This is a genomic window from Cellulophaga sp., from assembly GCF_039943695.1.
GTDB lineage: Bacteria > Bacteroidota > Bacteroidia > Flavobacteriales > Flavobacteriaceae > Cellulophaga.
The window spans coordinates 15,107-39,265 of sequence record NZ_JBDVAA010000216.1; the positions used below are offsets into that span (position 1 = coordinate 15,107).

17 protein-coding genes are annotated in these 24,159 nt (G+C 32.9%); 4 read left to right on the plus strand and 13 right to left on the minus strand.

The genetic code is table 11. From position 1 onward, the window contains the following. Positions 1-33 precede the first annotated feature (33 nt). From ABJD66_RS15855 to ABJD66_RS15875, 5 genes are all read right to left on the minus strand, one after another. Positions 34-1,656 (minus strand): M1 family metallopeptidase, encoded by a 1,623-nt coding sequence (locus tag ABJD66_RS15855; protein ID WP_348133452.1) that lies wholly within the window; start codon positions 1,654-1,656, stop codon positions 34-36. A 110-nt stretch (positions 1,657-1,766) separates the two neighbouring features. Beyond that, the gene (locus ABJD66_RS15860) at positions 1,767-2,237 is read right to left on the minus strand and encodes an FKBP-type peptidyl-prolyl cis-trans isomerase (RefSeq protein ID WP_100896327.1); all 471 of its coding nucleotides are present in this window, start codon (positions 2,235-2,237) and stop codon (positions 1,767-1,769) included. A 74-nt stretch (positions 2,238-2,311) separates the two neighbouring features. Continuing rightward, entirely contained in the window at positions 2,312-3,649 is a 1,338-nt protein-coding gene (locus tag ABJD66_RS15865; protein WP_348133456.1) for a M28 family metallopeptidase, read from the minus strand. Between the two features lie 19 nt (positions 3,650-3,668). Continuing rightward, complete coding sequence (locus tag ABJD66_RS15870) at positions 3,669-4,844, minus strand: MFS transporter (protein ID WP_348133459.1); 1,176 nt, start codon at positions 4,842-4,844, stop codon at positions 3,669-3,671. Between the two features lie 50 nt (positions 4,845-4,894). Next, positions 4,895-7,102 (minus strand): bifunctional alpha,alpha-trehalose-phosphate synthase (UDP-forming)/trehalose-phosphatase, encoded by a 2,208-nt coding sequence (locus ABJD66_RS15875; protein WP_303543929.1) that lies wholly within the window; start codon positions 7,100-7,102, stop codon positions 4,895-4,897. A gap of 102 nt (positions 7,103-7,204) precedes the next feature. On the opposite strand from ABJD66_RS15875, the gene ABJD66_RS15880 reads away from it, so the two are divergent. Continuing rightward, complete coding sequence (locus tag ABJD66_RS15880; protein WP_348133462.1) at positions 7,205-9,007, plus strand: glycoside hydrolase family 15 protein; 1,803 nt, start codon at positions 7,205-7,207, stop codon at positions 9,005-9,007. A gap of 61 nt (positions 9,008-9,068) precedes the next feature. Here ABJD66_RS15880 and ABJD66_RS15885 read toward each other — a convergent pair whose 3' ends face one another. The 6 genes from ABJD66_RS15885 to ABJD66_RS15910 all read right to left on the minus strand — a co-directional run bounded on the left by ABJD66_RS15885 (position 9,069) and on the right by ABJD66_RS15910 (position 18,668). Then, positions 9,069-10,484: an aminotransferase class I/II-fold pyridoxal phosphate-dependent enzyme gene (locus ABJD66_RS15885; protein ID WP_348133465.1), complete on the minus strand. Its 1,416-nt coding sequence runs from the start codon at positions 10,482-10,484 to the stop codon at positions 9,069-9,071. A gap of 177 nt (positions 10,485-10,661) precedes the next feature. After that, positions 10,662-12,470, minus strand: coding sequence for an acyl-CoA dehydrogenase family protein (locus ABJD66_RS15890; RefSeq protein ID WP_100896321.1), 1,809 nt, complete (start codon positions 12,468-12,470; stop codon positions 10,662-10,664). A gap of 126 nt (positions 12,471-12,596) precedes the next feature. Next, positions 12,597-13,787, minus strand: coding sequence for an acetyl-CoA C-acyltransferase (locus ABJD66_RS15895; RefSeq protein ID WP_100896320.1), 1,191 nt, complete (start codon positions 13,785-13,787; stop codon positions 12,597-12,599). A 74-nt stretch (positions 13,788-13,861) separates the two neighbouring features. Next, positions 13,862-16,267 (minus strand): 3-hydroxyacyl-CoA dehydrogenase/enoyl-CoA hydratase family protein, encoded by a 2,406-nt coding sequence (locus ABJD66_RS15900; RefSeq protein ID WP_303543943.1) that lies wholly within the window; start codon positions 16,265-16,267, stop codon positions 13,862-13,864. Positions 16,268-16,295: 28 nt separating this feature from the next. Next, positions 16,296-16,730, minus strand: a complete 435-nt coding sequence (locus ABJD66_RS15905) for a MarR family transcriptional regulator (RefSeq protein WP_100896318.1) — start codon at positions 16,728-16,730, stop codon at positions 16,296-16,298. A 168-nt stretch (positions 16,731-16,898) separates the two neighbouring features. Continuing rightward, positions 16,899-18,668: an AMP-binding protein gene (locus ABJD66_RS15910; RefSeq protein WP_348133469.1), complete on the minus strand. Its 1,770-nt coding sequence runs from the start codon at positions 18,666-18,668 to the stop codon at positions 16,899-16,901. 441 nt (positions 18,669-19,109) lie between these two features. Here ABJD66_RS15910 and ABJD66_RS15915 point away from each other — a divergent pair, with 441 nt between their 5' ends. Further along, positions 19,110-21,701 carry a T9SS type A sorting domain-containing protein gene (locus ABJD66_RS15915; protein WP_348133472.1) on the plus strand — a complete coding sequence of 864 codons (2,592 nt, stop codon included), beginning with the start codon at positions 19,110-19,112 and terminating at the stop codon, positions 21,699-21,701. Positions 21,702-21,792: 91 nt separating this feature from the next. On the opposite strand, the gene ABJD66_RS15920 is transcribed toward ABJD66_RS15915, so the two are convergent. Then, entirely contained in the window at positions 21,793-22,446 is a 654-nt protein-coding gene (locus ABJD66_RS15920; protein ID WP_303543954.1) for a DinB family protein, read from the minus strand. Positions 22,447-22,590: 144 nt separating this feature from the next. Here ABJD66_RS15920 and ABJD66_RS15925 point away from each other — a divergent pair, with 144 nt between their 5' ends. After that, the gene (locus ABJD66_RS15925) at positions 22,591-23,145 is read left to right on the plus strand and encodes a hypothetical protein (RefSeq protein WP_303543957.1); all 555 of its coding nucleotides are present in this window, start codon (positions 22,591-22,593) and stop codon (positions 23,143-23,145) included. Next, positions 23,145-23,597, plus strand: coding sequence for a hypothetical protein (locus tag ABJD66_RS15930; protein ID WP_348133475.1), 453 nt, complete (start codon positions 23,145-23,147; stop codon positions 23,595-23,597). The genes ABJD66_RS15925 and ABJD66_RS15930 overlap by 1 nt, the downstream gene beginning before the upstream one ends. Before the next feature lie 4 nt (positions 23,598-23,601). Here ABJD66_RS15930 and ABJD66_RS15935 read toward each other — a convergent pair whose 3' ends face one another. Beyond that, positions 23,602-24,084 (minus strand): CIA30 family protein, encoded by a 483-nt coding sequence (locus tag ABJD66_RS15935; protein WP_348133478.1) that lies wholly within the window; start codon positions 24,082-24,084, stop codon positions 23,602-23,604. Between the last annotated feature and the right edge of the window lie 75 nt (positions 24,085-24,159).

The window sequence follows — 24,159 nt, forward strand, 5'->3', positions numbered from 1 at the left end:
TTTTTTTATACTCATTTTATAAGTGCTATATATTTATATTTTTTTAAGATTGATGTAAAAATTAGGATCAAAAACTACAGTAGCGTTTTCAGAAGATACTTTAGTTGTTTTCCAATCAGCAGAAGGAAAAACCCATTGTTCTTTATCGTTAATTTTTACTTTTATAGGCATATCAAAACCACTTACAATATTTGTATATCTGTACTTTAGTTTATTGTCTTCAATTTTATATTCTAAGTTAGGAATACGTACGTCTCTTAAATACTGATTAAATATAGTTGTTAAATCTATTCCAGATTGATGACTTAAGTAATCTTCAATTTCATCTGTGGTTACAACAGAATGGTAAAAGTCTTTATTTAACCCTCTTAAAATACGTCTCCATTTTTCATCATTATCAACCAACTGCCTAATACTATGTATCATATTAGCACCCTTGTAATACATATCTCCAGAGCCTTCATCATTTACATTGTAATTACCAATAATAGGAATGTCGTTTGCAATGCTTCTACGAGTACCAATAACGTACTCGTTAGCAGCTTGGGTTCCGTAATAGTAATCTAAAAATAGACTTTCAGAATAAGCCGTAAAACTCTCATGTATCCACATATCTGCAATGTCTTTGTTGGTAATGTTATTTGCAAACCACTCGTGACCAGATTCGTGAATAATTAAAAAGTCAAACTTTAAACCCCAACCAGAACCAGACAAATCTCTGCCCAAATAACCTTGCATATATTTGTTACCATACGTAACTGAACTTTGGTGTTCCATACCTAAATAAGGAGCTTCAACCAGTTTGTAACCATCTTCATAAAAAGGATAAGGTCCAAACCAATGCTCAAAAGCCTTCATCATTTTTGGAGCATCTTTAAAATGTACTTTTGCTTTTTCTAAGTTATCGCGTAGCACATAATAATTCATATCTAAAGGACCTTTTTCACCTTTATAAACTTCAGAAAATTGTACATAGTCACCAATATTAACATTAACACCATAGTTATTAATTGGGTTTTTAACTACCCAATGAGATGTTACAGTATTAGCGTGTTCTTCAATTTTTTCTAGTCTTCCGTTAGAAATGTTAGATAGTCCTTTAGGATTAGTAACACTAATGCGCATACTATCTACTTCATCATACATATGGTCTTTATTTGGCCACCAAACACTGGCACCTAAACCTTGGCAAGATGTAGCTACAAATGGCTTGCCGTTTTTATCTTTAGACCAAGAAAAACCACCATCCCAAGGTGCATTTACAGCTTCTTTTGGGTTACCCTCATAATACACCACAATTTGGTTAACGGCACCAATTTGTTGTTTTTGCTTTAGTTTTATAAAATGCGCATTTGTTGCTGAGGTGAATTTTAGCTTTTTCCCTTTTTGTGTTACTTTGGTTATTTTTAAAGGTGGTTGTAGATCTACCTGAAGCACTTGATTTTCATCTAAAACAGTATACATAATGGTGTTTTTACCAGAAATATACTTTGTAGCAGGGTCTACTGTTACGTCTAAATGGTAGTAATTTAAATCCCACCAAGCGCGTTCTGGAGTAATTGTGCCACGTAAAGTATCTGTTTTTGTAAATGTTTTTTGTGCATATACACCAAAAGATAGGAGTAGGGTAGCACAAATTAATAAAGCTTTTTTCATATGAGTAGTTTGTTAGTAGTACAAATATATTTATCTGTAAATGTAATAAAAAGAAAAAGCCATTAAAGAGTTTCCTAATTAATGGCTTGTTTAACTTGTATTTTTAAGGTTTAATTTTGATTTACACTTAGTAGATTAATATCAAAAATTAAAACAGATCCTCCTGGTATGCGGCTTACATCATTACTGCCATACCCTAATCTAGATGGTATTAGTAACACACCATTACCACCTTCTTTAAAGTAGGTAATACCTTCTGTCCAGCCAGCAATTACTTGTTGTAGGTTAAAAGAAATTCCGTTAGCATCACTTTCATCAAAAGTGTTGCCGTCTGTAAAATATCCTTTATAAGCTACAGTAACATCAGAGCTTGCTGTTGGTCTTATTCCGTTACCTTCATCATTTATTACATAATATAAACCGCTATCACTCTTTAGAGCAGTAAGGTTGTTTTTTTCTATGTAAGTTTTAATTTCTGCTTCGTTTTGTGCAGTGTAATCTACAGGTTCTTTAATTGTAACATCGTCATTTTTACAAGATATAAATAGTGTAAAAACAAGTATCAGTATTCCGTATTTCATTTATAGTTTTTTTTAAGCTTAGCAAATATAAGTGTTTAGCTTTAGCTTTAATTTTAAAAATAAGTTAATGTTAACTACCTCATAATTTTATTAGGAAAAACTACAACACTCTCAAAACCATCTTTTCCAACGGCTGCAACACCAAAAAATGAATTATCAATTACAATACCGTTTAAAGTTTGCTCTGTAACATTACCTACATATTTACTGTTGTCCCAAGTAGGCGAAGTAGTATCTCTCCAATATATTTTATAACCTATAGCACCTTCTACCGGCGACCACTCAAGTTTGGCAGAAGCCTCTACAATACCTCCAATTTTAACTGTTGTAGGAGAAGGAGGTGCCCAAGCTAAATTAGCCATTGTTATAGCATTTACAGCAGTTAGTTTTTTTGCGTATCCAAAATTAACGTGTTCTACAACATCGCCATAAGCAATGCCATTTTCCGTTCTAATATCTTGGTGTTGTTGAGTGTAGTTTTCATGCGCTTCCATTATTCTTATGCCAGGAAAACCAAGATCGTTAAAAGGTCTGTGATGTCCACCTCTGCCAAATCTATCTAACCTATAAATCATCATCGGATTCATTTCTGGCATATATGTTTTTACATTTTTGTGAATGTAGCGTGCTAATTGGCGAGATATACCGTCTACCTCACCACCATAAAAACGTCTTGCTTTACGTTGCCTTTCTGTTTCGTTTGCAGGTACAGGTTCAGAAAAAATTCTAAAATCCCTATTACTTATTACGCCATCAACACCTTTAATATTCCCAATCATATCATTATTTAGAATACCAATAATATCCCATTCTTTTTCTTTGGCATATTTAGCTAAACCAGCACCACCAAATAAGCCTTGTTCTTCACCAGATAAACCTACATAAATTATACTATTTTCAAATTTATATTTTGATAAGACACGTGCAGCTTCCATTGTGCCAGCCATACCGCTAGCATTATCATTTGCGCCGGGAGCATCTGTAGTAAAATCCATAGTGTCACTAGCTCTAGAGTCTATATCGCCACTCATAATTATATATCTGTTAGGGTATTTTGTGCCTTTTTGTATAGCAACAACATTTACAACCCACGCATCATGCGGTACTCTACCGTTTCCTTTTTTTGTAACAAAATCTTTCTGATAAAATACATTTAAGCAGTTGTTACATTCGGTAGACATTTTGTCAAATTCAGATTTTATCCATCTTCTTGCAGCTCCAATTCCTCTTGTATTAGATACAGTGTCACTAAAGGTGTTACGTGTGCCAAAGTTAGCTAGTGTAGTAATATCATTTTTAATGCGCTCTTCTGAAACCGCATTTATAATATCGTAAATTTTAGAGTTTGTTTGTGCATATGCAAACGTTACACCAATAATAAACAAGAGCGAGAATAATTTTTTGAGTGTCATTTTTTAGTTTTTATGTGAGTTAGTTGTATTTCTTTTTAAGTAAAGCAAATAAACCAATAAGTGGTCCAATGCCTAAAAATAAGAAAATAAAAGAAGCATTAATGCTTGTTGCTAAAGCTGCTAAAAGCTGAATACTTAAAATGCTAATAGCAAACCCTATAGAGTTTACAAGTGTAAGTCCAGTTCCTTTTAATTCTGTTGGTGCGGCTTGTGCAACTAGACTAGAGAATTGTGGAGAATCTGCTGTTACTGCCATTCCCCAAATACACCAACTAATAATAAAAAATAGCGCAGGTAGTTTAAAAAATAGAGGAGATAAAAAGCAGCAGAGTCCAGAAATAAATAAAGCAATTACAGCTACTTTATAGCTACCGTGCTTTTTAGAAAAAGAGCCGCCAACAGCACAGGATACTGCACCTAAAGCAATAACCATAAAGGTAAAAATAGGAACAGAATAGTTGGTGTTTTGTATGTTGTTTATTGTTTTTATAGCTAATGGTGTAAATGCCCAAAATGCATAGAGTTCCCACATATGACCAAAGTAACCTATTGCAGCTTTTGTAAAAATGGGATTTTTAAACAATTGTACGCCTGCTTTTAGTTTAAGTTTAGAACTTTGTTTTCTGTAAGGTCCGTTAGGAACAAAAATAACAACTACTAAGCCTCCTAGTAAAGCTAAAATTGATGTTGCTTGTAATATTGTTTGGTAATTACTGCCCCAATTTAAGCCACTAATTAAAAAAGGAAAAGCTGTTCCTAGAACTAAAGCACCAACTAAATAGCCTAACGCTTTACCAAGTCCGTCTTTGTAATAATCAGAGGCAATTTTCATACCTACAGGATATATTCCGGCTAAAAAAAAACCGGTTCCGAACCTAGCACCTAAAATGTGCCATTTGGTAATAGTATCTGCAAGTAAACTAAAATTGCATAATGCAGCAAACAAAGCACAAATTGCAAAAACCTTAGATGGTGAAAACCGGTCTGCAATCATTAATAAAGCAAACACCAAAGTACCTAATATAAAACCTAATTGTACAGAGGATAAAACATAACCTATTATACTGTTTCCTAGTCCGGTTTTTAAAGCTAAATCGTCTACAATAGCATTACCAGCAAACCATAAAGATGTACACGCAAATTGCGATACTATTAATAATGGTAAAATATAGGATTTCCTTGTTAAGCTATTCATATAGGTTTTTGGTTGGTCGTACAAAAGTACTAAACCTAAATCCTAAAATATTAATCTATAAAACGTTTTAATAGTTTGCGCACATCTGTAGTACCATCTACATAATATTTTGCTTGTGTTTTTTGGTGACCTACTTTTACGGTAATAGCACTTTCTGGTAATTCTTGAAACATAAATTCATCTGTCCAGTCATCACCAATAGCAAAAACAAAATCATACGTATCATCATTATAAACACGCATAGCAGCACGACCTTTGTTTACGTTACTACTTTTAATTTCCATTACTTTATTACCATTTAGTACGCTTAAATCATCATTAGCAATTAAACTGGTTAGTACTGTGTTTAATTCTGTTGCTCTTTTGTTTCCAAAATCTGGATCTGTTTTTCTATAATGCCAAGCTAAAGAATAATTTTTTTCTTCAATAAAACTACCAGGTGTACGGTCTACAAATGATTCTAAAACAGGATGAATTTTTTGCATCCATTCTTTCTTTACATTTTCTAGCATTCTAAATTCTTCTCCGTTTTGAGAAATCCAAACACCGTGTTCTACAATCATATTATATTTTTTATGTAAAAACCACTTGGTAAAAGTTTCTTTATCTCTACCGCTAATTAAGTACATATCTGTATTTGGTTGTGCAGCAATATTATCTAATAAAGTGTAAAGCTCTTCGTCTGGACTAGCCTTTTGAGGATCGTTTTTAAAGGCAGCTAAAGTACCATCATAATCTATAAATAATAACTTCTTTTTAGCTAGTTTGTAGTTTTTTTCTACAGTACTTAAAAGCTCTTTTCCTAATTTTTTAGATACATAAGAAATGCTATTTTCTTTTTGTTCTTTTAAAGAATTTACAAAGTCGTTAGCCCATTTTTCTACATTATAACGCTCTAGTCTTTTTTGCAAAATATCATTACGTTCTTGTTGCTCTTCTACAGGCATATTAATTGCTTGCTGCAGCGCTTCTACGGTTTGCTCAAAGTTATTAGGGTTAATTAGTAAGGACTCGTTCATTTCATTAGCAGAGCCAGCCATTTCACTTAAAATTAATACCCCTGTTTTGTCTGTTCTAGTAGCAATATATTCTTTAGCAACAAGGTTCATACCATCACGAATAGGGGTAAGCCAAGCAATATCACAAGAGGTATATAAATCTATTAAGTTCTCAAAAGGCATAGACCTGTAGAAATACCATATTGGAGTCCAGTTCACTGTAGAAAATTCTCCGTTAATTCTACCAACCAATTCATCAACTTCTTTTTTCAGTAGTTGGTATTGTGGCACGTTAGATCTAGATGGTACGGCTAAGATTATTAGTCTAACTTTTTCTTTATACTCTGGATGCTTGTTTAAAAAATACTCAAAAGCGTTTAATCTTTTTGCAATTCCTTTAGTGTAATCTAACCTATCTATAGATAAAATTAGTTTAGCGTCTTTAGTAGATGCTTTGTGAGCGTTTAATCGTTGTTGAAAATCTGACTGGTTTTCTGTAGCGTTTAATGAGTTTGCTTTACCAGCTTCACTAAACTTTTTATAATCTATTCCCATAGGAAAAGAATCTACTTTTACAATTCTGTTTTCTATATGTACTTCATTAAAGCTAACGTCTAAACCAAGTAAACGTCTAACAGAACTTAAAAAATGTCTTTCGTAATCATAGGTATGAAAACCAATAAGGTCTGACCCCATTAAGCCTCGTAAAATTTCTTCACGCCAAGGTAGCGTTCTAAAAATTTCGTAAGACGGAAAAGGAATGTGCAAAAAGAAACCAATAGAAATATCTGGTTTTTTCTCTTTAACCATTTGTGGTACTAACATTAATTGGTAGTCGTGTACCCATATAATATCATCATCGTCTGCTTTAGCTATAATTGCGTCAGCAAATTTTTGATTTACAGCTTTATATATCTCCCAATTATCAAGTTCAAATTCAGAATACTCTAAAAAATAATGAAATAAAGGCCAAATAGTTCTATTACTAAATCCAAAATAAAATCCGTCTACCTCTTCTGCATTTAATTTAACTTTAGCACAACCGTGATCTTTTAAGGTAGCATCAATATTACTTTCTAAACCTTCTGGTATATTTTCATCTGTTAAACCACTCCATCCTATCCATAAATCATTACTTCCAGAGTGTACAGATTTCATACCAGTTGCCAATCCGCCAACACTAGGTGTTGTTTTTATTTCATTATTATGAATTTCTAATTGTACTGGTAGTCTATTTGAGATAATGATAGTTTTACTCATAAATCGGTATTTTTTGCTAGAATTTAATTGATTTTTGTATAAATTTCGATAAAATTGGTAATAAAACCTACTAATTAGAAATGTTTAACCCTAATTTATTATATGGATAATTTAGACTATGGAATTATAGGAAATTGTAGAAGCGCAGCCCTTATCTCTAAGAATGGTGCAATTGAATGGAGCTGTTTGCCTGCATTTGATTCTTCCTCAGTTTTTGCTAAAATTTTAGATGAAAATAAAGGGGGTAGTTTTGAAATCCTAACAAGTAGCGATTATAAAATTACTCAGAATTATATAACACAAACTGCAATATTAGTTACTACATATACTAATGGTGATCATATTTTTGAAGTACGTGATTTTATGCCAAGATATAAGACTGAAGACGGCTCTTATAATTCGCCACCAGAAATTATACGCTATTTAAGGTACGTGTCTGGTAAGCCAACTTTTAAGGTATTGTATAATCCTAAGTTAGAGTATGCAGCAGGTGAAACAAAAACATATATAAAAAAAGATTTTGTAACCAGTTTAACCCACGGAGAAAAGTTTGATACCGTTTTTTTATACACTTCTTTTAATAAAGAACGCGTAGTTAGTGGTAATGAAATAGAGCTTACCCAAGATGGTTATTTTTTATTTGGGTACAATGAAAAGATTTTTTCGCCATCAGTAAAAAAAGTTTATTTAGAACAACAACGCACCAAAGTTTATTGGTTAAACTGGAGTGGAAAAATTCCTAAGTATCATTTATACAATAAAGAAATAAACAGGAGTTCTATAACCTTAAAGCTATTAACTTACGATAAAACTGGAGCTGTTTTGGCCGCTGCAACCACATCTTTACCAGAAACTATTGGAGAAGTAAGAAACTGGGATTATCGTTTTTGTTGGATTAGAGATGCTTCTATGGTTATAAAAGTAATGTCTGAGCTTGGACACAAAAACGTAGCCAAAAGATACTTGCAATTTATAATAAATCTTATACCAGATAAGGATGAAAAATTGCAAATTATGTACGGTATTAATGGCGAAAAAGAACTTACAGAAGAGACACTAGAGCATTTAGACGGTTATAAAGGCTCTAAACCTGTACGCGTTGGTAATGCTGCATACAAGCAAAAGCAGAACGATATTTATGGCATTCTTATGGATGTTATTTATGAGCAACTAGTAAAGTTTTCTACAGACTTAGAAAATGGAGAAGATCTCTGGGGAATAACAAAAGGTATTGTTTGGATAGTAGATAAACACTGGAAAGAGGCAGATAAGGGAATTTGGGAATTTAGAGCAGAAGATCGTCACTTTACCTTTTCTAAAGTTTTATGTTGGGTTGCAATAGATAGAGCTATTAAAGTTGCTAGAATTTTTAATAAGTCGCACAAAATTGAAAAATGGACTAGGTTAGAGCAGGCAATTAAAAAAGACATTCTAGATAATGCTTGGAATGATGAAGTTAATGCGTTTACCCAGTCTTACGGTTCTACTTATTTAGACGCATCTGTTTTGTTAATGGAATCCTACGGTTTTATACACGCAAAACATCCTAAATTTGTAGCAACGGTAAAAGCTATAGAGAACAACTTATGCAACGATGGTTTGTTGTATAGATATAAAAATGAAGATGATTTTGGGTTGCCATCGTCATCGTTTACAATTTGTACTTTTTGGTTTATAAATAGCTTATTTAAAATAGGCGAAGAAGAAAAAGCACGTATGTATTTTGATAGGTTACTAGGCTATAGTAACCATTTAGGATTGTTTAGTGAAGATGTAGATTTTAAAACAAAAAGACTCTTAGGTAACTTTCCGCAGGCATACTCTCATTTAGCATTAATAGAATGTGCACTTAATTTTTCTGCTAAGGAGAATGATGAAAAAGTACTAGAATCTATGAGAGAATAATTTTGTAGTTTTTTTGAATAAAAGCAAAACCCTTATCTATACAAAAGATAAGGGTTTTGTTTTAGTTAATTTCTTCTAAAACACATTCTAGTAATTGCTTTAAATGTACCTTGGTTGTAAAAGGATTCATAATAGTAACACGTAAATAATGTATACCTCTTAGTTTTGTTTGTACAATGTAAAATTCTCTTTTTTCTAATATAGATTGACGAATTTTTTCATTTAAAGTATTTGTTTCTTTTTCTGATAAGTTTTGGTTAACATACCTAAAGCATACAATGTTTGATGCAGGTTGTACTGCAATTTCAAAATTTGGATCAGCAACAACCATTTCTGCAAACTGATGACCTAAGTCATAAAGTGTGGTAACATATTCATCAAAAATCTCATCTCCATAAGTTTTTAAAATTGTATACCAATGTATGCTTGCCATTGTTTTAGTGCACTCAAACGTGCGTTTTGCAATATTATACCAGTCTTCCTCTTTAGACTCTTCTAATAAATAATCTGCTTTTTGACTAAAAGTAGCGTGTGATGTACTGCCATCCTTAAATAGTAGAGCAGTGGTTAGTGCTGGCATCATCATCATTTTATGACCATCAATAACAATAGAATCAGCTTTTTCTATACCCCTTACAGTGTGTTTGTAGGTTTTAGAAAATATAGCTGCACCACCGTGAGCACCGTCAACATGAAACCATATGTTTTTTTCTTGGCTAAAGTTTGCAATGGCATCTAAATTATCATAAATACCAGTAGATGTAGAGGGTGCACTACCTACAATAGCAAATACTTTTATACCATTGTCTTTTGCTTTTTGATAATATTCCTCAAGCAAATTCAGATTCATATTAAAATTTTCGGTAGAAGGTATTTTTATAATTCCAGCATCGCCTAACCCCATAATTCTAGCTGCCCTGTCTACACAATAATGCGCTTCTTCACTAACCATAATTCCTAATGAGTTGGTGCTACCCTGTGCCCATACATTTGTAGATGCTTTTGCTTTGCGTGCTGTAAGTAATGCGGTTAAATTAGCCAGCGTACCACCAGATGTTAATATGCCATTTGCTGCTTGTGTATAGCCTGCTTTTTTGCATAAATAATCTGTAACTATACGTTCTATAGCAGAGGCAGCAACACCCATTTCATATACAGCCATACCATTGTTTAAAGAAGCGCTTACAAGTGCGCTTAATGCTGTTATTGGTAGGGTAGGGGTTACTTGGTGACCAATGTATTTTGGATTATGTACGTGTATAGAGTGACTAATTATTGTGCTAAATAAGTTTTTTTCATCACCATTTTTTAAATAATCTTTCCAGAAAAGATGTTCATCCTTTGGCTGATTCCAATGTATGGTTTTGTTGTTCTTATTTTCTAAAGTGTTTTCAAAATGGTCTGCTAGTTCATTTATTAACTCGTGTCCCCTTTTTCTAAAGTTTTCTGGACTGTATGCTTCAACTAATTTTTTCAATCTTATGCATTTAAAATACTAGTTGTAAAATTAGGTCTTTTAAAAACAAAAAACCATCAGTAAAACTGATGGTTTTGTTAAATCTCTGCTTTATAAGCTTCAATTTGAATTAGTCAATCATTGTATACAAACTAAATCTATGTAGGTTGTATCTTTGTAAATGTACGGTTTTATCTGTTAAAAACAATATTTGTTTTCAGCTTTTACTTTTTCAGCAATTTCATTACGTAAGTCTACAATGTCTGGGTAGTTTTGGTACTTAGTAAAACGTTTAAGTCCCATTAACATCATACGTTGCTCATCACCTTCAGCAAAAGAAATAATGCTTTCTTTACCTTTTTTCTCAATAATATCTACAGCGTTGTATAAATATAATTTAGACATTGCTATTTGTGTTTTCTGAGAATCTTCACCAAAACGTTTGGCATTTTTCTCAGTTCTAAGAATAGCAGATTCTGCCATATAAATTTCAATTAAAATGTCAGCAGCAGCAATTAATAACTGTTGGTGTTCTTCTAATTGCGGTCCAAATTTTTGAACAGCACCACCAGCAACCATTAAAAAAGTTTTCTTTAACTTCTTAATCATTACTTTTTCTTCTGAAAACAACTCAGAAAAATCTGGAGTTTCAAAAGATGGTATACCCATTAGTTCACTTTGTACTTCACTAGCAGGGCCTAATAAATCTACGTGACCTTTCATTGCTTTTTTAACCAACATACCTACAGAAAGCATACGGTTAATTTCGTTTGTACCTTCGTATATACGAGCAATACGAGCATCTCTCCAAGCAGCTTCCATAGGTGTCTCTTCAGAAAAGCCCATACCTCCAAAAATTTGAATACCTTCATCTGCACAACTCTGTACATCTTCTGATACTGCAACTTTTAATATAGAACACTCAATAGCATATTCTTCTACACCTTTAAGTTCTGCCTCTTGGTGTGTGTTACCAGCAGCTTCACGCATAGCAATACGGTCTTCTATATTTTTAGAAGCTCTGTATGTTGCAGACTCACCAACGTAAGCGTTAGTTGCCATTTCTGCTAATTTTATTTTAATAGCTCCAAAGTCTGAAATAGGAGTTTTAAATTGCTTACGTTCGTTAGCATATTGTACACCTGTTGTTACAATTCTACGTTGAGAATCTAAACAAGCAGCAGCTAATTTAATACGACCAACGTTTAATGCGTTCATTGCAATTTTAAATCCTTCTCCACGACCGGCAAGCATATTTTCTGCAGGAACAACAGTATCGTTAAAGAAAACTTGTCTTGTAGATGAAGCTCTAATACCTAATTTATGCTCTTCTTCACCTAATGTAATTCCGTTTGCATTTTCTGGATCATACTCAACAATAAAACCAGTAATGTTTTTATCATCTTCAATACGAGCAAAAACAATCATCAAGCTACAGAAACCTGCATTTGATATCCACATTTTTTGTCCGTTAATTTTGTACGATTTTCCATCCTCAGAAAGTGCAGCAGTAGTTTTACCTGAGTTAGCATCAGACCCTGCACCTGGCTCTGTTAAACAGTAAGCGCCAAACCACTCGCCAGTAGCTAATTTAGGAACGTATTTTTGTTTTTGTTCCTCTGTACCATAAAGAGTAATTGGCATAGTACCTATACCTGTATGTGCACCAAAAGCAGTACTAAAAGAACCTGTACCACTAGAGATATAATCACACGTTAATACTGTAGATACAAAGCCCATTCCTAAACCATTGTACGCTTCTGGTACGGCAACACCTAAAAAGCCTAATTCCCCAGCTTTACGCATAACTTCTTCTGTTAATGCATAATCTTTAGCTTCAAACCTTGCTTTGTGCGCTATAATTTCACGTTCGTTGAATTCAGCTACCGCTTCTTTCATCATTGTTTGTTCTTCTGAAAAATCTTCAGGAGTAAAAACGTCTTCGCAATTTGTTTCTTTTACTAAGAATTGACCTCCACGTAGGATATCTTTTTCTGTATCTGCCATTTGTTTTTTTATTAGATTTTAAGATTTCTAGAACCAAGAATCAAGACAGCTTAAGTCTGGATTTGAAACTTGAAATCATTTTTGTATTTGTTTATTTTCTTCTGAAATTTAATTTATTTGAATTTCTTAATTAAGAAATTCAAATATTCCGCAAGCTCCTTGTCCTGTACCTACGCACATTGTAACGGCTCCATATTTACCTTTCATATCACGCTTACGCATTTCATCAAATAACTGAACAGAAAGTTTTGCTCCTGTACAACCTAATGGATGACCCAATGCAATTGCACCACCGTTTACATTTATAATATCTGGATTAAGATCTAATTCTCTAATTACAGCTAAAGATTGAGAAGCAAATGCCTCGTTTAACTCAATTAAACCTAAATCTTCTTGTTTTAAACCTGCTTGCTTTAATGCTTTTGGAATGGCTTTAACTGGGCCAATACCCATAATACGAGGTTCTACACCTGCAGCAGCATAGTTAACTAAACGTGCAATTGGCTCTAAGTTTAACTCCTTAACCATATCCTCGCTCATTACCATTACAAAAGCAGCACCATCACTCATTTGAGACGAGTTACCTGCAGTAACACTACCACCAGCAGCAAATACTGCACGTAATTTAGCTAAAGCTTCTTTACTTGTTCCTTTACGTGGACCTTCATCTTTAGTTACGGTATATTTCTTTGTGGCTTTTTTACCATTAGCATCAACATAAGTTTGTTCTACATCTATTGGTACTATTTGATCCTGAAAACGATCTTCTGCTTGTGCTTTTAACGCCTTCATGTGAGAGTTAAATGCAAATTCATCTTGATCTTCACGAGAAACTTTAAACTGCTTTGCAACCGCTTCTGCAGTGTTACCCATTCCCCAATAATAATCTTCATGACCAGCTTTAACTATGTCATAATTTAATTCTGGTTTAAAACCTGTCATTGGTACACTACTCATACTTTCTGCACCACCAGCAATAATACAATCTGCCATACCGGCTTGTATTTTTGCTGTAGCCATACCAATTGTTTCTATTCCGGAAGAACAAAAACGGTTTACAGTTACCCCAGGAACATCTACAATATCTAATCCCATTAAAGAGATTAAACGTGCCATATTTAAACCTTGTGCACCTTCTGGCATTGCGTTACCCACAATAACATCATCAATGCGCTTTGGATCTAAACTAGGTAGCTCAGTCATCATATGTTTAATGGTTTCTGCAGCTAATTCATCTGTTCTTTTAAAACGGAACACGCCTTTTGGTGCTTTACCAACTGCGGTTCTGTATGCTTTTACTATATATGCTGTTTTCATTTTTTTTCTTTAAGATTAATAGAATCAAGAGTCAAGACAAATTTTCTTGAATCTCCAAGTCTTACTTCTTGTTTCTAGTTTCTAAGAGGTTTCCCTTTAGTTAACATATGCTGAATTCTTTCTAAAGTTTTACGTTCTGTACATAAACTTAGGAAAGCTTCTCGCTCTAAATCCAATAAATATTGCTCACTTACCAATGTTGGTTCAGATAAATCTCCACCAGCCATTACATAAGCTAATTTATTTGCAATTTTATGATCGTGCTCACTAATGTAGTTACTATCTTCCATAGAATCTGTACCTACTAGGAACATACCTAAAGCTTGTTTACCTAGTACTTTTACATCTGTTCTGCGTACTGGTTGTGTATAGCCCATATCTGCCATTAGTTTAGCGTGCTGCTTTGCAACTGCTATTTGGCGTGCTTTGTTAACAACAACTATATCTTTTCCTTTTTGTAAAAGGTTAGAGTCAAAGGCTTCATAAGCAGAAGTAGATACTTTTGCCATACCAATAGTTAAGAAGTGCTCTTGTAGTACATTTAACTGTACATCTCCTTTGCTAAAAAGATCAGAAGCTCTTAAAGCCATTTCTTTAGAACCACCACCACCTGGTATAACACCTACACCAAACTCTACTAATCCCATATAAGTTTCTGCTGCAGCAACTACTTTATCTGCGTGTAATGATAGTTCACAGCCACCACCTAATGCCATTCCGTGAGGAGCAGAAATAGTTGGTATAGATGAGTAACGCATACGCATCATTGTATCTTGGAAGTATTTAATAGCCATATTTAGCTCATCATACTCTTGTTCGGCAGCCATCATAAATATCATACCTATGTTAGCACCTACAGAAAAGTTTGCCGCTTGGTTACCTACTACTAATCCAGCAAAGTCTTTTTCAGCAAGGTCAATAGCTTTGTTTAATCCTGCTAAAACATCACCACCAATAGTGTTCATTTTAGATTGGAACTCAACATTAAGTATACCATCACCTAAATCTTCAACAACAACGCCAGAGTTTTTAAATACTTCTGATGTTTTTCTAATATTGTCTAAAATTATAAATGAATCCTGACCTGGAATTTTTGCTTGTTGTTTAGAAGGAATATCATAAAAGAATGAAGCACCATCTTTAACTGTGTAAAAAGATGTATTACCAGAAGCAACCATTTCATTTACCCAAGCAGCAGGCTCTAAACCTTCGGCTTTCATTAATTCAATACCTTTTTCTACTCCAATTGCATCCCAAATCTGAAAAGGACCGTGTTCCCATCCAAAACCAGCTTTCATTGCATCATCAATCTTATATAGCTCATCTGTGATTTCTGGAATACGATTAGATACGTAAGCAAATAAGGCAGTAAAGCTTTTTCTGTAAAACTCACCCGCTTTATCTTTTCCTTTTACTAATATTTTAAATCTGTCTACTACTTTATCTACTGTTTTGGTAAGTTCTAAAGTTGCAAATTTTGCTTTTTTAGCAGATCTGTATTCTAATGTGTTTAAGTCAAGAGATAAAATTTCTTTTTTACCTTCTGCTGAAACTGTTTTTTTATAAAAACCTTGTCCCGTTTTACTTCCTAACCATTTGTTCTCCATCATTGTATTAATGAAGTCTGGTAGTTTAAAAAGCTCTAAACGTTCGTCTTTAGGACAGTTTTCTCTAATACCGTTTGCTACGTGTACTAAAGTATCTAAACCAACAACATCTACTGTACGGAAAGTTGCAGACTTAGGACGACCAATTACTGGTCCGGATAATTTATCTACCTCTTCTATAGTTAAGTCTAAATCTTTAACTGCGTGAAATAAACTTTGAATACTAAAAATACCAATACGGTTACCTATAAAAGCAGGTGTATCTTTAGCTACTACAGATGTTTTACCTAAAAATTTCTCTCCGTAACCGTTTAAAAATTCTAATACCGCAGCATCAGTTTTTGGTCCCGGAATAATTTCAAATAAGTTTAAGTAACGTGCAGGATTAAAAAAGTGAGTTCCGCAGAAGTTTTTCTGAAAATCTTCAGAACGACCTTCACTCATAAAGTGTATAGGAATACCAGAAGTGTTAGAAGTAATTAACGTACCTGGAGTTCTGTATTTTTCTAATTTTTCAAAAACTTGTTGTTTAATATCTAACCTTTCAACAACAACTTCCATAATCCAGTCTACATCTGCAACTTTAGAAATATCATCTTCTAAGTTACCTGTTGTAATTCTGTTTGCAAATTTTTGACTGTAAATAGGAGAGGGTTTAGATTTTAAAGAAGCTTTTAGAGCATCGTTTACCAATCTATTCCTAACTACCTTATCTTCTAGTGTTAAGCCTTTTGCTTTTTCTTTGTCGTTTAGTTCTCTAGGAACAATGTCTAACAATAGCACTTCTACACCAATATTTGCAAAGTGACAGGCAATGCCACTACCCATAATACCAGAGCCAATTATGGCTATTTTTTTAATGTGTTTGTTCATTTCTATTTAGACCTATTTATTAGTTATATTATTTAAAAATCTCTTTTTTAGCTATAAGCGAGTTGATTGTTTCTGTAACCTCAAAAAAATTGTTTAGCTTTTCTTCTGATATATTAGCTTTAACAGTACTGTTAAACTGAAAGACAGTGTCTTTAGATAACGTTCTTTTTTGTAATCCAATATCTGTTAAGTGAATAATTACACCTCTGCCATCATTGGGGTTGGGTTTACGAACTATAAACTCTTTTGCTTCTAAACTTTTAAGTATTCTAGATAAGCTGGTGGCTTCCATCCCCATTTTGGGTCCTAATGCAGTAGATGCAGTACCTGTTTTTGGGTCTATGCTTAATAAAGTAAAAGCCATTGCCATTGTGTTATTATGGTTTTTTGCTTCTTCATTATACATCTTAGCTACCGCTAGCCAAGTTTCTCGTAAAGCATAATCTATGGTAATCTCTTTCATTTGTAATTTGAATAGGTTACCAAATATAGTGAAAATTTATTATGCATGCATAATAAATTTAAGAAAAAATGTGTCCTTAATATATACTTAACATTAAAATTAAGTAGAGTGGGTAGAAGTGTAGTTAATTAGCTGCTAAGGTTTTAGAGTCTTAGCAGCTAAAAAAAATTAATATCCGTAAATATCATTGTAAAGAGCCTTGTATTTCTCTTTTATTATTTTTCTACGTAATTTTAAAGTAGGAGTAACTTGTCCGCCTTCTATACTCCAAACATCTGGAGTAAGTCTAAATTGTTTAATTTTTTCCCATTTAGCAAAGTTTTCATTGGCAGCGTCTACCTCTTCCTGAAAACGAGCTATTACCTTTTCATTAGTAACCAAGTCCTCATTACTTGTAATGGTAATATTGTAACGTTTAGCCCATTCTTTAACAAAATCAAAATCTGGCTGAATAAAAGCTGCAGGCATTTTTTCGCCTTCACCAATTACCATTACTTGATCTATAAACCTAGATTGTTTACATCTGTTTTCTAATAACTGTGGAGCTACATATTTACCACCAGATGTTTTAAACATTTCTTTTTTACGGTCTGTAATTTTTAAGAAACCATCTGAATCTATTTCTCCTATGTCTCCTGTATGAAAATAACCGTCTATAATTACTTCTGCAGTTTTAGCATCATCCTTGTAATAGCCCATCATTACTTGTGGACCTTTAATGCATATTTCTCCGTCTTCAGCTATTTTAACTTCTGTGCGGTCTAATGGTTTACCCACGGTACCAATTCTAAATCCGCCATTACGCATATCGTTTACAGATATTACTGGCGATGTTTCAGTTAGTCCGTATCCTTCCATAACACCAAATCCAGCAGCGTTAAATACACGTGCAAGTCTTGGTTGTAAGGCAGCACTACCAGAAGCCATAACACCAACTTCGCCACCAAGGGCAGCTTTCCACTTGCTAAAAACTAATTTCCTAGCCAAGCCTAATTTTTTCTCGTACCACCAGCCATTTTGTTGGTATGGTTCATATTGTAAACCTATTTCTACAGCCCAAAAGAATACTTTTTTTTGAAAACCAGTTAAAGTAGTTCCTTTGGCAATAATTTTATCGTATACTTTTTCTAATAATCTTGGTACAGCCGTCATTACTTGCGGGTGCACTTCTTGTGCATACTCACTAATTTGATCTATTGGAGCATAGTGTATAGCTGCACCACAGTACTGATATAAGTAAATAAGCATGCGCTCATATACGTGGCACAATGGTAAAAAGCTTAAGGCTTTTGATGTTCCTAATGCTATTGGTATTCTTTTAAAACTTTCTAACGCGTTGCTTACTAGGTTATCGTGTGATAACATAACACCTTTAGGTCTTCCGGTTGTACCAGAAGTGTATATAAGTGTTGCCAAATCTGTTGGCTTAACAGAGTCTTTTAATTTTTCTACTTCATCTTGGTTAGATTTGTCTTTACCTAGATCTAAAATTTCAGACCAGTTTTTACAATTATCTAATTCATCAAAAGAGTAAACTTCTATTAAAGACGGTACTTGGTCTTTTATTTGATTTACTTTGTCAAAAACATCTTTACAAGAAATAAAGCAATATTTTGCTTCAGAATGATTTAATACATATGCATAATCTTCTTCTGAAATAGTAGGGTATACAGGTACATTTTGCGCACCCAATTGAAGAATACCAATATCCATAATATTCCACTCCATTCTATTGGTAGAAGATATCACGGCAATTTTATCGTTTTTAGAAACACCTAATCTTAATAGGGCTCTACTCATTGTATTTGCTTTGTCTAAGTACTCTTGGGTAGACATATATTCCCACTTGTCATTGTGCTTAGTTGCTAATGACTTTTGTAGGTTGTACTCTTTTAATTGATAATAAGGAAAGTCAAATAATCTAGTTACTTCTTGCATAAGAATTGATTGTATCAGTGTTGCAAATTAAGAAAAGGAATGCTTATTTTAAAATTAGATTCGTAAAAAAATAGCATAATTTCTATTATTTTCTTAGTTAGTATTATTAATCAGCTATAATATAACAAGTTAAGTTTTTGTTAAAATTTAAAAAAATATGAACATTTGTTTTGTTTTTATACTTGTAGAGCAGTTAAACGGTTTAATATTTTAATAATCTATACCCTAAATTAAACTATTTACTCGTATTGGAAGTATAATAAATTGTTATATTTTTATTTAAAAATGAGTCTATTTGCCTCTTTTATTGCGAATTAACCGTTTGTCTACACTAAACAGCATTTTATCGCACTAAATAAGCCTTTAATCTTGTGCTACTACTAAAATAAGAAGTAAAGAGGCATTTTTGCTGTAATTAATTAACGCCCCAAATCATTAATTATGACTAAAATTTTACCTTTAAAAACCTACTTGTTGCTACTTAGTGTAGTATTCTGTGCTTTAAGTACAACTGCACAGTCAGAGCCTTTTGAGTGCGATTATAATGCGTACCTCTTTCAAACAAATGATATTTATGCTCTAGATCTAGCATCTGGAAGTTCATACTTGGTAGCAGCCGATGTTGTAACAGGAAACATTAATGCTGCAGCATACAACTCTGCAGATGGTTACATTTGGGGGTATTTGTCTTCTCCGCAAATTTCTATTGTGCAAATAGGTAAAGACTTTACGCCTACAGTGCACACTATTCCTGAATTACCAAATAATGGAAATAAGTATGTTGGAGACATTAACTTAGATGGAATTTATTATTTAAGGGCAGGAGGTTCTACATATTACGCAATAGATTTAAATCCTGAATCTAATAATTACTTAGGGTACATTGGATCTTATACTTTGGATACTAGTATTAGTATTCATGATTGGGCTTTTAATTCTGTAGACGGTAAATTATATGCGGTTAGTAAAGGTACAAATAGGTTATATAGAATTACAGCAGAAACAGGTGCCGTAGAAGATTTGGGTGAAGTACCAATCTTATCGGGTTTTAATTACACCTATGGAGCTGTTTATTTTGATGTAGATGGTAATCTTTATATATCTGCAAACCAAACAGGATCTGTTTACAAAATTAATGAGGTGCAAAACATAAGTTCTAACCTTATGATATCTAATATTTTTGCCTTTGGACCAGCAAGTTCTTCTAATGACGGAGCACGTTGTCCTACAGCTCCAGTACCACAAGAAGATTGTATTAATGGTATAGATGATGACGGAGACGGACTTGTAGATTGTGATGATCCTTCTTGTTCAGGAATTAGTTTATGTCCTGCAATTACAACAACATCTGGAGGTAATGATGGAGGTTTAGAGAGTAATGATAGACTTGCAAACCTTATTACAAACAGAAATTACAATAGAGCAAAGAACAATTATATTTTTGATAAAACTACAGCCAAGCAGGTTATAAAAGATAAAGGATACAAATTAAGCGGAAAATATTCTAGTGATAATATACCGTTATCTGCTCTTGTACCATTAAATGTTTTAGGAGAAACTAGTACAATAGAATCTTCTCCTGCAGATTTGTTAGCATTAACTAATGCAAGTGATATTTTTTCTGTAGATTATTTAAAAGGAGAGCAAACCATTGGTGCTCTAATGGTTATAAAAACAGATAATACTGTTTATGAACACAGTAAATTTATATGCGATCGTTTTTTAGGAGCAGAATTACTTTCTGTATCTAATTTAAATATAAGAGATAATAATTTTATAAAATCTATAATTAAACAAGCAGATGGTAGCAAGGAGTTTGCTTTGTCTTTTTCTGCAAGAGTTAATCCAAATAATAGTTTTACAGTAGAGTCTCACTGGAATATTGATGCATATGAAAAAGATAATATGTTTTACAATTTTCAAATATGGTCTAATTCTGTAGATGATTTGGTTGTTATGGCAGAAGAAATTTTATCTCTGCTTGAAGCCAATGCTACAATAGAAGGTTATAAGGGTTCTACACCACCACCTGTATTTGTAAGATCTGCAAAATATACAAATGGTACTGTAGAAATGACAGTTGTAAACACAAACGTATCTAAAAAAATGACTTTGGAGGGTGGTTTAAAAAGAACAGAAACTAGTGAAACTGATATGGTTACATTACAGGCTTCTTTAGATAGGTATATAGACACAGTAGTTGTAGAAACTGGTGCTTTGTTTGATTTAGGTTTTAGGCTTAAAAATGAAAAAGGAGATACTCCTGATGATTTATTTGTTGCAGATGCACCTTGGGGAGTAGATAGTTCTACAGCTACTACAGATGTAACAATCTATGAAGTGGAACAAAACAGTTCGCCTTATTTAGGAGATGGGTATAGAATAGAGCGTAATGTACATTTAAAAGGAATAACACAAGAGTATATTGGTACTTACAGAGCGTTTAATCCAAGGTTTTTAGCAGTAGATTTATCAGAATATAAGCAGTTGTCTTTTACAGCTTCTGGTACTGGTACATTAGAAGTAAAACTATTAAAAGCATCAGGAGAGCCTTATGTAGCAACAGTAGAATTAACTAATGAGGAACAACGTTTTGTACTAGAAGACAATGACTTTAAAAATGAATTTGGTGGCGATACAGATTTTAATTCATTAAAAGTATTGTTATTTAACTTAAAGTCTGGTGATGGCTCTTTACAGGAAAAAGAATTGCAATTATCTGATATTGATTTTAATAACACAGAAGAGCGTAATGCTTATTTAGAAAAAAATAGGACTAAATCTGTATTATTGCCTAACCCAGTACAGGATAATACAACACTATACTTTTTTGAAGAGTTACCAAGTACTTACACACTAGAAATTTATACTGTATCAGGAACATTAATGCCTGCGTACACTATAGTTGGCAGTGCAAAACAAGGACAAAATAGCATAGATGTTAACGTGTCTAGTTTGGCAACAGGAATTTACCTGTACAAGTTAATTAGCTCTAACAATGCTATTTGGAGTGGTAAAATGATAAAAAAATAAATACAACCATTAATGTAAACACTAACCATTACATAAACACAACCATTCAAAAAAAGAGCAGGATTTTTATAATCCTGCCTTTTTTGTTTTTCTATGCTGGTATTCTACTTTTTATAAATTTAAATTGCCCATTGTGGTTAGACTCATGCTCACATACGTGAAACCATTTACAGTAGTTATTTGTTGGACCCCAAGGAAATTTTTCGTCAACTTTTAATAACCATTTATCATCTCTATTAGCAAATTCTTTTAGTGTATTTTGCCTTACTTCGTCTAAAGCATCTAAATAATAACTTAATTCATTACCTTTTATTTTTTTACGAGCTTTATCTCCCAATCCAGAAGCAATACTCCATCTTTTAGTATCCTCTTTAGGCCAATCTCCCCAAGCTTTGTCATTAAAAGTATGTATTTGGTAAAAGCGTTCTGTTGCAGCTAAATGCATGAGCATTGCTCCAATAGAGTTAGCATTGTCATCTACTAAATAATCTAAATCAGAAATACTCATATTACGCACTGGAGCAAGTATAACCATTCGCATCCATGTCATCATAGAAACCAAGGTTCCTATTTGCGGACTGTAACCTTCTTTAGGACCAATAATATTTATATCTGTATCTTGTGTGTAGATAGTAGTTGTGGGTTTGCCTAGCGGAAAAGCTAATAAACTACTTGTTCCCATTGTAAGCAAAGATGCATTTTTAATAAAAGATCTTCTACTGCTGTTTTGTTCTTTTTTTTCCATTTTTTTTTAGATTGATGATTTATGAGGTAAGTTACAAAAATCACCTTAACAGAAATACATCTTTTTTTTGCTCTTATTTCTTACAGTTTAATTGATTTTAAAGTTGTTATATTCCTTATTTTTGCAACTTGTAAATTTGTTAGTATGATTAAGAAGCGTGCAAAACAGCTTACTTTTATTCTTATAATTCTATGTCATCTAGGTTTTTTGACAGCTATTTTGTTTGAAAAACAGAACAATTATTTAATTACGGGCTTTTTAATTATAGCTTTAATTTTATTATTTGTTACCTATAAAAAAACACCTCTAAGTGCTAAAAATCACACGTTAGAGCATATTTTAACTATTTCATTTGTGTTTTTTGGGGCAATAATCACATACTTATTACATACTTCTTTTGGTTTTACAGCTGTTTTGGCAGCATCTGTTGTAGGTTTAGTTATTAGTTTTTTGCCCAATTTAATTAAAAATAATACGCTTGTTAATACAATACCTACCGCTGTGTATTGCGGTGCTTTTGTGGGTATGACAAATGCTAGCATAGCACCAGATTATGTGTTTATCTCCTTGGCTAGTTTGTTTACAGGAGTATTATTGGTGGGGTCTAAAGACAGTTTTAACGGAGTGGGAGGCAAGCTTGGTACGCTAGCTTTTGGAGGTGTAGTATTGGCCTTTTTTATAACCTTTTTACTATCATAATGAGAACAGAACACTTTGTATTGCTACTTGTTGGAAGTTTATCTGCTATTGTAACTTTTTTATTGCAGTTTAAGTATAAACAAAGCGCTGTTAGAGCATCTGCATTAGTGGGATTTTTGTCTGGCGGATTTGTATTTATATTTCCTAATTTGTTGCCAACTTATTTTTCTCATCATTTACCTTTGGTTTGTTTTGGAGCATCGTTTATAGGTATGGTGTCTTCTAGTGTTACAAAGAGTTATTGGGTAATAAGTATTTCTGGAGTAATTTTCACTGTACTTTATTTAAATACAAGTACTTACTTTACAGGTTTTGGAGGCGGATTAGGTTCTGCAGCGTGTATTGCTCTTTTGGTAACTTTAGCCATACCCATTGTTGTTAATAAAGGAAATATAACCAATGGTTTTTTACAGTTAAAAAGACTTATAAGTAAGCAAAATTTTAAGAAGTAAGCTCTTATTTTAGCGTAATATTTTTAAGTTCTAATTTAAAATCCTCTGCTTTTTTATTACCTATTAAAAAGGCAATCTCATGTATACTATCACCATTAAAGTTAGGAATGTTAACCTCATTTCCTCTAAACATTGCATACATACTACTTAATTTAATATCTATAGTCTGCCATTCTCCATTAGTAGTAAAAGGAGCAATAAACCAATGTTTAGTTTCTGTGTTTTCTTTTATTCTAAATTGATATGCCTTGCCATCACCTTTTAATGTAATACAAATAGTGGTGTAATTTTTACAATGTAACGTTGTTTTATGTTTAACCATAGCAAAGCCACCATTATTATCTAGTGATACGTGACCATTAAAAACGCCAATATGATCAGTTAAAACTTCAAAATTACTTTTAGATACGCCACCCATAACAACATCTGTTATCGTATGCCATTCTTTAGAGTCTGTTGACGAAGTAAAATCGATAATAGTTTTCATATGATTTAAAGAGTTTTATTGCGTGAAGATAGTCTGTTTTTATTGGATGTAAAAAATCCCGTTTCATAATTGAAA

Excerpts from the sequence above, each read along its gene's own strand:
- ABJD66_RS15905 (WP_100896318.1), bottom strand. The coding sequence starts at position 16,730 with ATGAAAGAGATTACCATAGATTATGCTTTACGAGAAACTTGGCTAGCG.
- ABJD66_RS15900 (WP_303543943.1), bottom strand. The coding sequence starts at position 16,267 with ATGAACAAACACATTAAAAAAATAGCCATAATTGGCTCTGGTATTATG.
- ABJD66_RS15880 (WP_348133462.1), top strand. The coding sequence starts at position 7,205 with ATGGATAATTTAGACTATGGAATTATAGGAAATTGTAGAAGCGCAGCC.
- ABJD66_RS15860 (WP_100896327.1), bottom strand. The coding sequence starts at position 2,237 with ATGAAATACGGAATACTGATACTTGTTTTTACACTATTTATATCTTGT.
- ABJD66_RS15910 (WP_348133469.1), bottom strand. The coding sequence starts at position 18,668 with ATGCAAGAAGTAACTAGATTATTTGACTTTCCTTATTATCAATTAAAA.
- ABJD66_RS15935 (WP_348133478.1), bottom strand. The coding sequence starts at position 24,084 with ATGAAAACTATTATCGATTTTACTTCGTCAACAGACTCTAAAGAATGG.
- ABJD66_RS15865 (WP_348133456.1), bottom strand. The coding sequence starts at position 3,649 with ATGACACTCAAAAAATTATTCTCGCTCTTGTTTATTATTGGTGTAACG.
- ABJD66_RS15855 (WP_348133452.1), bottom strand. The coding sequence starts at position 1,656 with ATGAAAAAAGCTTTATTAATTTGTGCTACCCTACTCCTATCTTTTGGT.
- ABJD66_RS15895 (WP_100896320.1), bottom strand. The coding sequence starts at position 13,787 with ATGAAAACAGCATATATAGTAAAAGCATACAGAACCGCAGTTGGTAAA.
- ABJD66_RS15930 (WP_348133475.1), top strand. The coding sequence starts at position 23,145 with ATGAGAACAGAACACTTTGTATTGCTACTTGTTGGAAGTTTATCTGCT.
- ABJD66_RS15920 (WP_303543954.1), bottom strand. The coding sequence starts at position 22,446 with ATGGAAAAAAAAGAACAAAACAGCAGTAGAAGATCTTTTATTAAAAAT.
- ABJD66_RS15925 (WP_303543957.1), top strand. The coding sequence starts at position 22,591 with ATGATTAAGAAGCGTGCAAAACAGCTTACTTTTATTCTTATAATTCTA.
- ABJD66_RS15870 (WP_348133459.1), bottom strand. The coding sequence starts at position 4,844 with ATGAATAGCTTAACAAGGAAATCCTATATTTTACCATTATTAATAGTA.
- ABJD66_RS15875 (WP_303543929.1), bottom strand. The coding sequence starts at position 7,102 with ATGAGTAAAACTATCATTATCTCAAATAGACTACCAGTACAATTAGAA.
- ABJD66_RS15915 (WP_348133472.1), top strand. The coding sequence starts at position 19,110 with ATGACTAAAATTTTACCTTTAAAAACCTACTTGTTGCTACTTAGTGTA.
- ABJD66_RS15890 (WP_100896321.1), bottom strand. The coding sequence starts at position 12,470 with ATGGCAGATACAGAAAAAGATATCCTACGTGGAGGTCAATTCTTAGTA.